This is a genomic window from Kitasatospora papulosa (genome assembly GCF_000717245.1).
GTDB classification, from domain to species: Bacteria; Actinomycetota; Actinomycetes; order Streptomycetales; family Streptomycetaceae; genus Streptomyces; species Streptomyces papulosus.
The window spans coordinates 242,419-252,685 of sequence record NZ_JNYQ01000007.1 but is presented as its reverse complement, the minus strand read 5'-3'; the positions used below and the strand labels follow the sequence as shown (position 1 = coordinate 252,685).

At 71.3% G+C, this 10,267-nt stretch carries 6 protein-coding genes; all 6 read left to right on the top strand.

Translation table 11 applies throughout. The features are described 5' to 3' along the window. Positions 1 to 119: 119 nt before the first annotated feature. The 6 genes from IA22_RS0121195 to IA22_RS0121170 are packed head-to-tail and all read left to right on the top strand — an operon-like array spanning position 120 to position 10,257. Positions 120 to 1,793, top strand: coding sequence for an extracellular solute-binding protein (locus tag IA22_RS0121195; RefSeq protein WP_030124494.1), 1,674 nt, complete (start codon positions 120 to 122; stop codon positions 1,791 to 1,793). 1 nt (position 1,794) lies between these two features. Further along, positions 1,795 to 2,814 carry an ABC transporter permease gene (locus IA22_RS0121190; RefSeq protein ID WP_015579589.1) on the top strand — a complete coding sequence of 340 codons (1,020 nt, stop codon included), beginning with the start codon at positions 1,795 to 1,797 and terminating at the stop codon, positions 2,812 to 2,814. 5 nt (positions 2,815 to 2,819) lie between these two features. Continuing rightward, on the top strand, positions 2,820 to 3,755 hold the full coding sequence (locus IA22_RS0121185) for a carbohydrate ABC transporter permease (protein ID WP_051087225.1): 936 nt from the start codon (positions 2,820 to 2,822) through the stop codon (positions 3,753 to 3,755). Positions 3,756 to 3,808: 53 nt separating this feature from the next. After that, on the top strand, positions 3,809 to 6,049 hold the full coding sequence (locus IA22_RS0121180) for a sialidase family protein (protein WP_030124492.1): 2,241 nt from the start codon (positions 3,809 to 3,811) through the stop codon (positions 6,047 to 6,049). Between the two features lie 15 nt (positions 6,050 to 6,064). After that, on the top strand, positions 6,065 to 8,041 hold the full coding sequence (locus tag IA22_RS0121175) for a beta-galactosidase (RefSeq protein ID WP_030124491.1): 1,977 nt from the start codon (positions 6,065 to 6,067) through the stop codon (positions 8,039 to 8,041). Continuing rightward, on the top strand, positions 8,038 to 10,257 hold the full coding sequence (locus IA22_RS0121170) for a glycosyl hydrolase family 95 catalytic domain-containing protein (RefSeq protein WP_030124490.1): 2,220 nt from the start codon (positions 8,038 to 8,040) through the stop codon (positions 10,255 to 10,257). The genes IA22_RS0121175 and IA22_RS0121170 overlap by 4 nt, the downstream gene beginning before the upstream one ends. Positions 10,258 to 10,267 lie beyond the last annotated feature (10 nt).

Genomic DNA, 10,267 nt, shown 5'->3' with positions numbered 1-10,267 from the left:
GCTTCAGCTCAGCCGGTGCAGTTCCACCGGCTCGGCCGGTAACGCCCCTACCTCAGACACAGGGCCGAGCGGCAGTCGCCGCCGCGGGCCGTCCTGTTGCACCACGAAGGGTTGACGCAATGACGCCGAACTCCCCCTCCGCTCCCAGCCGGAGACGATTCCTCGCCTCCTCCGTGGTCGTCGCGGCAGCCGTGGGCGGCGGGATGCCGCTGCTCACCGCCTGCGGCGGCGGTTCCGGCGGTGCGAAGAACGAGGGCACGACCACGGGCAAGAAGCTGAAGGACATCCTTCCGGCCTACGTCCCCTCGAAGGCGGTCACCCCGGACATACCGAGCAAGAACGGCTCCGCGGACGGCTTCACGACCGCGCTCCCGGCCGACCAGCTCGCGGTGTCGGTGCCGAAGAAGCTGGGCCAGGGCAGCGAGCTGAGGGTCATGGCACCGCTGTGGGGCACCTCCCCGGGTGACGGCAACCCGTACTGGAAGGCGATGGACGAGGCGGCCGGCGTCACCGTCAAGTGGCAGAACCAGGACGGCAACGTCTACGGCCAGAAGCTCGGCGCGGTGCTCGCCTCCAGCGACATCCCCGACGCGGTCGTCGTCCCCGGGTGGGAACTGGGCGGCAAGATACCGAGCGCCATCGCCAACAAGTTCGCCGACCTCGGCCCCTACCTGTCGGGGGACAAGGTCAAGGACTACCCGAACCTGGCGGCCATCCCCACCGGCGCCTGGCAGCGGGCGATCTTCGCCGGCAAGCTGCGCGGTCTCCCCATGCCGGCCGAGGCGACGCCGAACATCACGCCCTTCTACCGCGCGGACATCTTCGAGGAGAAGGGGTACGAGGTCCCCACCACCACGCAGGAGTTCTACGACCTCTGCAAGGAGATCAACGCCCCGAAGAGCAAGGTGTGGGCGTGCAGCGACATGACGTGGTCGGCGTTCGTCTTCTTCGGGGTCCTGCCGGAGAAGCCGTACTACTGGAAGCTCGTCGACGGCAAGCTGGTCAACCGCTACGAGACCGACGAGTACCTGGAGGCGCTGGAGTGGTCGCGCTCCCTGTACTCGGCGGGCTTCGTGCACCCGGACGCCAAGGCCGAGACCGGTGACATGCGGACCACGTTCTCCTCGGGGAACGTCCTCATGTACAACGCGGACATCTCCGACTGGTACGCCGCGACCGCCGTCCAGCGCCTCGACAAGCCGGAGTTCCGGATGGGGGCGATGGACTTCTTCGCCGCCGCGGGCGGTGACCCGGTCATCTACGAGGCGTCGCCGTCCAACATCTGGTGCTTCGTCAACAAGAACGCCGACAAGAAGACCATCCAGGACGTCCTCGCCCTGGCCAACTACACCGCCGCCCCCTACGGGACCAAGGAGCAGCGTCTGAAGGCCTACGGCCTGGAGGGCACGCACCACACCCTCAAGGACGGCATCCTCGTCAAGACGGAGCAGGGCAACAACCAGGTGTTCGCCACCTACGAGTACGTGGCGTCCCCGGCCCCGTTCCGCGCCTACCCGGACTTCCCGGACGTCGCCAAGGGCGTCATCGAGTGGCAGCAGCGCCAGGGCGCGCACCTCAAGAAGCCCCTCTTCCACGGGATGCAGATCCAGGAGCCGACCCGCTACACCGAGCTGAACGCGCAGTTCGAGGACCTCGAGAAGGACATCGTGCGCGGCCGCAAGAAGGTCGGCGACATGCAGCAGGCCGTCTCCGACTGGAAGACCAAGGGCGGCGACAAGCTCCGCGACTGGTACAAGAAGCTGCTCGACGAGACCGGTGAGTCGGCCTCCTGACATGTCACTGAGCACAGACGACCGGCGCGCGCAGGAGTCAGGGACGCCGCCGGTCAAGACGAGGGCGGCGGCCGGTGACCGGCCCGTCACCAAGGACATGCCGCTGCGTCACCGGCTGCGCCGGGACCGCACGCTGATCCTGATGACACTGCCGGCGATGGTCCTGCTCCTGGTCTTCGCGTACATCCCCCTAGCGGGGAACGTCGTGGCGTTCCAGGACTACGACCCGTACATCGCCGACAACGCGTTCCAGGCGATCGCCCAGAGCCCGTGGGTCGGGTTCGAGTGGTTCCAGCAGATGGTGAACGACCGGCTGTTCTGGTCGGCGCTGCGGAACACCCTGACGATCTTCCTCCTGCAGCTGACGCTCTTCTTCCCGGTGCCGATCCTGCTCGCGCTGTTCATCAACAGCTTCGTGCGGCCCCGGGTCCGAGCGGTGGCCCAGGCGATCCTCTATCTGCCGCACTTCTTCTCCTGGGTGCTGGTCGTCACGGTGTTCCAGCAGATGTTCGGCGGTGCCGGGCTGATCGCCCAGACACTCCGGGAGAACGGTCACGAGGGCTTCGACCTGATGACCGACCCCGGTCTGTTCAAGTTCCTGATCACCTTCGAGATGATCTGGAAGGACGCCGGCTGGGGCGTCATCGTCTTCCTCGCCGCCCTCGCGGCCGTGAGCCCCGACCTCTACGAGGCGAGCGCCATGGACGGCGCGAACCGGTGGCGCCGGATGTGGCACATCACCCTGCCCGCCCTGCGTCCCGTCGTCGCCCTGCTGCTCGTGCTCCAGGTGGGCAACGCGCTGACCGTCGGCTTCGAGCAGATCCTGCTCCAGCGCACGGCGGTCGGCCCGGGGGCGTCGGAGGTGCTGGACACCTACGTCTGGAACGTCGGCATCACCAACGGCGGGTTCAGCTACGCGGCGGCCGTCGGAATCATCAAGGGAATCTTCGGTCTGCTGCTGGTCCTCGGGGCCAACAAGGTCGCCCATCTCATGGGTGAGCAGGGGGTGTACAGGAAGTGAGCAGCCTGCTCTCCGGCCTGACCGGCTTGGGTGGTGTGAAGCCGGGAACCCGTGGTCGTCTGCGTCCCGTGTGGGAGGAGGAGCCGTCGAAGGCCGGCCTCGCCTCCAAGGGCGTGATGATGGTCCTGATCTGCCTGGCCGTCCTCTTCCCCCTCTGGGTCGTGATCGTCACCAGTCTGTCCTCGGTGAGGACCATCACCGAAGCCGGCGGGCTCGTGGTGATCCCGCGCGGCGTCACCTTCGTCGCCTACCAGGAGCTCCTGGGCGGCGGCCAGGTCACCCGCGCGGCTCTGATCAGCGTCTGTGTGACCGTGGTCGGGACGCTCTTCAGCATGACCGTCTCGGTCCTGTGCGCCTACGGACTCTCGCGTACCGGTTCCGTGCTGCACCGTCCGTTGCTCGTCTTCATGCTGGCCACGATGTTCTTCGGCGCGGGACTGATCCCGACCTACCTGGTGGTCCAGGGGCTCGGTCTCACGGACTCGTATCTGGCGCTGATCCTTCCCAGCGCGCTGAACGTCTTCAACATCCTGGTCCTGCGGGCGTTCTTCATGAGCACGGCTCAGGAACTCATCGAGAGCGCCCGTATCGACGGCGCGGGCGACTTCCGCATCCTGTGGCAGATCGTCATGCCGCTGTCCCGCGCGGTCATCGCCGTGATCACGCTGTTCTACGCGGTGGGCTACTGGAGCGCCTGGTTCAACGCGTCGATCTACATCAGCGACCCGGACATGCTGCCGCTGCAGAACGTGATGAACCAGCTGGTCCTCAAGCAGGAGCGGCCCACGGGGCTCACGCAGGTCATCAACACCGGCCACCTGTCCCTGCTCGCCGTCCAGATGGCGGTCATGGTGCTGGCGCTGATCCCGGTCGCGTTCCTGTCGCCGTTCGTCCAGAAGCACTTCAAGGAAGGCATGCTCACCGGCGCCGTCAAGGGCTGAACCGCCGCACCCGTCCCGCACGTCCCGCACTCCCCCATCGGAGGGTCCCCGTCATGCGCGCTTCGTCCGTCCCACAGCCGGAACCCGCCTCGCACCCCCGGCGCCGGAGCGTCCTGGCCGGCGCGGCGGTGGTCGCGGCCTCGGTGTCCGTGCTTCCGGCGGCGGTGGGGGCCGCCGCAGCACCCCGGCCCGGGAGGTCCGAGCCGTACCGCTGGCGCACCGCGGCGATCGGCGGGACGGGCTTCGTGACGGGACTCCTGTTCCATCCGGCCGTACGCGGTCTCGCCTACGCCCGCACGGACATCGGGGGCGCCTACCGGTGGGACGACCGCAGGTCCCGCTGGACGGCGCTCACCGACCACATCGGGTGGGACGACTGGAATCTGCTGGGTGTCGAGGCGATGGCGGTCGACCCGGCGCACCCGGACCGGCTGTACCTGGCACTCGGTACCTACGCCCAGGAGTGGGCGTCCCCGGGAGCGGTTCTGCGGTCCGACGACCGCGGTGCGACCTGGGCGCGTACGGATCTCACCGTGCGCCTGGGGGCCAACGAGGACGGCCGGGGCTGCGGCGAACGGCTCCTGGTCGATCCCCTCGACAGCGAGACCCTCTGGCTCGGCACGCGGCACGACGGGCTGCTGCGCTCCCGGGACCGGGGGGCCACCTGGTCCGCCGACACCTCCTTCCCGGCCACGCCGTCCGCCGGCGGTCAGGGCGTCACCCTGCTGGTGGCGGCCGGCCGCACGGTGTACGCGGGCTGGGGGGACGGCGGCGGCGCGGCCCTCTACCGCAGGACCGCCTCCGGCGGCTGGGAGGCGGTACCCGGGCAGCCGTCCGCCGGCGGCGCGACGAGGGTTCCGGTCCGCGCGGCCCATGACGCCGGCGGCCGTGCGCTGTACGTGACGTACGCGGACGGACCGGGCCCGAACAACCAGTCCGACGGTTCGGTGCACCGACTGGACACGGCGACCGGCGGCTGGACCGACGTGACCCCCGTCGCCCCCGGCGACGGCGACGCGTTCGGGTACGGCGGGGTCGCGGTCGACGCGGCCCGGCCGGGTACGGTCGTCGTCTCCACCAACAACCGCTGGGGGCCGGTGGACACCCTGTTCCGGTCCACGGACGGCGGGGCGAGCTGGACCTCGCTCAAGGACACGGCCGTGCTCGACGTGTCGGAGACGCCCTATCTGAAGTGGGGCGGGGAGCCCAAGTTCGGCTGGTGGATCCAGGCCGTCGCACTGGACCCGTACGACTCGCGCCACGTCCTGTACGGAACCGGCGCGACGGTCTTCGGAACGCGCGACCTGGTGCACTGGGCCCCTGAGGTCCGGGGCCTGGAGGAGTCGGCGGTGCGCCAGCTCATCGCGCCGCCCTCGGGTGCCCGGCTGCTCAGCGGCCTGGGCGACATCGGAGTGATGCGGCACGACTCCCTGACCTCGTCACCCTCACTCGGGATGGCCTCGAACCCGGTGTTCGGCACGGCGACGGGACTCGCCCTGGCCACCCTGAAGCCGTCGTACGTCGTCCGGACGGGCTGGCCCTCCGGCTCCGACCGGGCCGGCGCGTACTCCCGGGACGGCGGGGTGAGCTGGCAGCCCTTCGCCTCCCAGCCGGCGATCGCCCCTTCGGCCCCCGGCCCGGTGGCGGTGTCCGCCGACGGGGCGACGCTGCTGTGGTCGTTCGTCCACTGGGACGGCACGACGTACGCGGCGCACCGCTCGACGGACGGCGGCGCCTCCTGGGCCGAGGTGACCACCTTCCCCGAAGGCGCCGCGCCGGTCGCGGATCCGCTCGACCCGAGGCGCTTCTACGCGTACGACACGGACACCGGGACGGTCCTCCTCTCCACGGACCGGGGCGCGACGTTCACCGAGGGCGCGAAGGGGCTGCCGTCGGGGGACGCGCAGTTCCGTATCGCCGCGGCACCGGGACGCTCCGGCGACCTGTGGCTGTCGGCGAAGGACGCCGGACTGCTGCGCTCGACGGACGGCGGCGTGACGTTCACCCGGGTGGCCGGCTGCCAGGCATCGCACGCCCTCGGGTTCGGGAAGGCGGCCCCTCGGAAGGGGCGGGCGGGCTACCCGGCCGTCTTCCAGACCGGGCGGGTCTCCGCGACGTACGACGGCGTGGCCGTGCTGCGCTCGGACGACGCCGGCGCGACCTGGGTCCGCATCAACGACGACGCCCACCGGTGGGGGTGGACCGGCGAGGTCATCACCGGCGACCCCCGCGTCCACGGCCGTGTCTATCTGGGCACCAACGGCCGTGGCATCCAGTACGCAGATCCCCAGTAGAGGAACGAGACGTCCATGCCGTCCCTGCACGACGCCGCCCGTGGCCGCATCCTTTTCGGAGGCGACTACAACCCCGAGCAGTGGCCCGAGGAGGTGTGGGCCGACGACGTCCGGCTGATGGCGGAGGCCGGGGTCAACTCCGTCACCGTCGGCGTCTTCTCCTGGGCGATGATCGAACCGCGTCCCGGGGCGCGGGAGTTCGGCTGGCTGGACCGGCTTCTGGACCTCCTGGCCGCCCACGGGATCTCAGCCGTGCTCGCCACGCCCACCTCGTCCCCTCCTCCGTGGATGGGCGCCCTGCACCCGGAGACGCTGCCGCGTACCGAGGACGGCGCGCTGGTCAACTACGGTTCCCGGCAGCATTTCTGCCCGAGCTCGCCGGTCTACCGGCGCTATGCGGCCGCGCTCACCGAGGACCTGGCGGCACGGTACGCGGACCATCCGGCGCTCACCGTGTGGCACATCAACAACGAGTACTGCACGCACTGCTGGTGCGACGAGACCGCCGGTCACTTCCGCCGCTGGCTGGGCTCCCGCTACACCACCCTGGACGCGCTGAACGACGCGTGGGGCACGGCGTTCTGGAGCCAGCGCTACGACACGTGGGCGGAGATCCTGCCGCCGCGCCGGGCGCAGTACATGCGCAACCCCGCGCAGGAGCTGGACTTCAAGCGGTTCACCTCGGACGCCCTGATGGAGTGCTACACCGCCGAGCGGGACATCGTCGCCCGGCACACCCCGCACATCCCGGTGACGACCAACTTCATGCCGCTGTGGTCGGGCCAGGACGCCTGGGCCTGGGCGGAGCAGGAGGACATCGTCTCCGTCGACGTCTACCCGGATCCCACGGACCCGCACGGCGGGCAGTACAACGCGATGCTCGCCGACATGACCCGTTCCCAGGCACGCGGACCGTGGATGGTGATGGAGCAGGCCGCGGGGCCGGTGAACTGGCGCGACGTCAACCACCCCAAGCCGGCGGGCCTCAACCGGCTGTGGTCGCTGCAGGCCGTGGCCAGGGGCGCGGACGCCCTCTGCTACTTCCAGTGGCGGCAGTCCCGGCAGGGTGCCGAGAAGTTCCACTCCGGGATGCTGAGCCACGCGGGTGAGGAAGGGCGCACCTTCCGGGAGGTCAGGCGCATCGGTGCCGAACTCGCCCTCATCGGCGCCGAGGTCAGTGGTACCGAGGTGACCGCCGACGTCGCCGTGCTCCACGACTGGGACGCCTGGTGGTCGAGCACCCAGCAGGGCAGGCCGTCCTCCCTCGTCTCGTACACGGAGCTCGTGCAGACCTGGCACCGGGGGCTGTGGGAGAGCGGGATCAGCACGGAGTTCGCCCGCCCCGGCGGCGACCTGAGCGCCTACCGCATGGTGCTCGTGCCCCAGCTCCAGCTCCTCGGCGACGCCGCCGTCGACAACCTCGTCGCGTACGTCCGGGGAGGCGGCACCCTGGTGTGCGGGTTCTTCACCGGAGTCGTGGACACGGACGACCGGATCAGGCCGGGCGGCATGGACGCCAGGCTGCGTGAGCTGTTCGGCATCCGCACGGTGCACGAGTGGTGGCCGCTGGACGCGGGGGCGACCGTGGGGTGCGACGGCTTCGACGGCACCCTGTGGTCGGAGGAGCTGGAGCCCGACGGCAGCGCGGAGACCGTGGCCGCGTACCGAGGGGGTGAGCTGGAGGGGCTTCCGGCGGTACTCCGCAAGGGAACCGCCTGGTACGTCTCGACGCTCCCCGGGCCCGAGGCCCTGCGCGGTCTGCTCGGCCGGGTGGCGGCGGACGCCGGTGTGCGCCCCGTCCTGGAGGGACTGCCCCCGGGGGTGGAGGCGGTCCGGCGCGGCGCGCTGCTGTTCCTGCTGAACCACGGCCGGTCCCCCGCCGCGGTGGAGCTGCCGGGCCGCTACGTCGACCTGCTCACGGGCGACGCCGCCGACGGGGGCGTGGAGCTGGAGCGCTACGGCGTGGCCGTGCTCGGAGACGTCCGCGCATGATCGACGGCACGTGGGAGCCCTGCCCCGCCACCCGCTGGGAGGACGCGTTCCTGAGCGGCAACGGCCGTCACGGGGCGATGGTGTTCGGCGATCCGGCCGACGACCGGGTGATCGTCAACCACCACACCCTGGTGCGGCCGAACGGCAGCGAGGGCCTGCGGGCACCGGAGCTCGCCGACCGGCTCGGCCGGCTGCAGGACGCGCTTCTGTCGGGGGACACGAAAGCCGCGGAGGACTTCGGCGCGGGAGGCCCGCTGGTGTGGGTGCAGCCCTTCCATCCGGCCTTCCGTACCCGGGTGCGCCGCACCCGTGGGCTCCACGAGGCGGTGGCCGGCTACCGGCGTGAGGTCGACTTCACCACGGGTGAGGTGACCGCGTCGTACGAGGCGTGGCGCAGCGGTGTCTTCGTGTCGCGGGCCGACGACGTGGTCGTGCAGCACGTCACCGACCCGGGGCTGACCGCCGACCTCGTGCTGGACCACGTCCTGCCGGGCGCCCCCGCGCGGCTGGCGGTGGGCCGCTCCACGGTGCTGACCCCGGACGGCGCGCGCCTGGCGCTGCGGGTGGGGTATCCGGGCGGCGAGTTCGGCTACACGGGCGTCACCGTGGCGCGGGTGGACGGCGGAAGGGTCCTCGTGGCCGGTGAGGGCATCCGGATCGAGGGGGCGCGGAGCCTCACTCTGACGACCCGCGTCGTCCGGGGGGCCGGCAGGCCGGACCTCGGCGAGCTGTGGGCCGGGCTGCCCGGGGAGGACTACGCCGCGTTGCTCGACCGCCACCGGACGCCGCACCGGGCCGCGTACGGGCGTGCCTCCTTCACCCTGCGGGACGCCGCCCCGGAACGGGAGCTGTCCGGCAGCGAGCTGCTGCGTCACCCGACGTCCCCCGCGCTGCTGGAGAGGCTCTTCGCGGCGGGCCGCTACCACCTGCTCTCCGCCTCGGGGATGCTGCCGCCCCGGCTGACCGGTCTGTGGACGGGAGACTGGGACACCGCGTGGTCCGGAGCCTTCACCACGAACGCCAACCTGAACCTCCAGGTCGCCTCCGCCGCCGCGGCCGCCCTCCCCGAGGTCACCGAGGCGCACGCGGCTCTGGTCCAGGGACAGCTGGCCGACTGGCAGGAGAACGCCCGGGCGCTCTTCGGGGCCCGGGGCATCGTCGCGCCGTCCCACACGGACGGCGCCTCCGGGCACACCCGGCACTTCCAGCGCGCCTATCCGCTGCATCTGTGGACCGCCGGGGCGGACTGGCTGCTGCAGCCGCTCCTGGAGAACGCCGAGGTCACGACGGGGGTTCCGGACAGCAATCTCGTCGACGCCCTCGTACAGGCGGCCCTGTTCTACGAGGACTTCCTCGGCCGAGAGGATCCGGACGGACGCCTGGCGATCGTGCCCTCGTACTCCCCGGAGAACCGGCCGGCCAACGCGAGCTGGGGCACGGTCAACGCCACGATGGACATCGCGGCGGCCCGCCATGCCCTGACGACGGCCGCCGAGCACGCGCCGGCCCACCCGTCGGCCGGCCTGTGGCGGTCACTCGCCGCCCGGCTCCCGGAGTACCTGGTGAACGAGGACGGGGCGCTCGCCGAGTGGGCGTGGCCCGGTCTGCGGGAGACGTACGACCACCGTCACCTGAGTCATCTGTACCCGGTGTGGCCGCTGGACGCGATCAATCCGTACGACACCCCGGAGCTGGCCACGGCGGCGCACCGCGCGCTGGAGCTGCGCGGCTCGGAGAACGACTCCGCCCACGGGCACCTGCACCAGGCCCTGATCGCCGCCCGGCTGCGGGACGCGTCGCGGGTGTCGGCGGCGCTGGGCGCGGTGCTGGGCGGCGACTTCTTCCACGACTCCCTGATGAGCGCGCACTACCCCTCCCGGAACGTCTACAACGCGGACGCGGCGCACACCCTGCCCGCCGTCGTGATCGAGTCACTCGTCCAGTCGGCGCCCGGCCGTCTGGTGCTGCTGCCCGCCGTCCCGGCCGCGTGTCCGGCCGGTGAACTGCGGGGCGTGCGTACGCGGTTCGGTGCCCACCTGGACCTGCGGTGGTCCGAGGACGGTGCCACCGCCGTGCTGCGCCCCACCCGCGACGCCGTCGTCGACCTGCGTACGGGCGACGGGCTCACCCTCACCGAGACCTCCGCCGGGAACCCCACGGCTCCGCTGGAGCTGACGGCCGGCGTGGACCGCGTCCTCACCCTGGGGCCGCGGTAGCAGTCCTCCA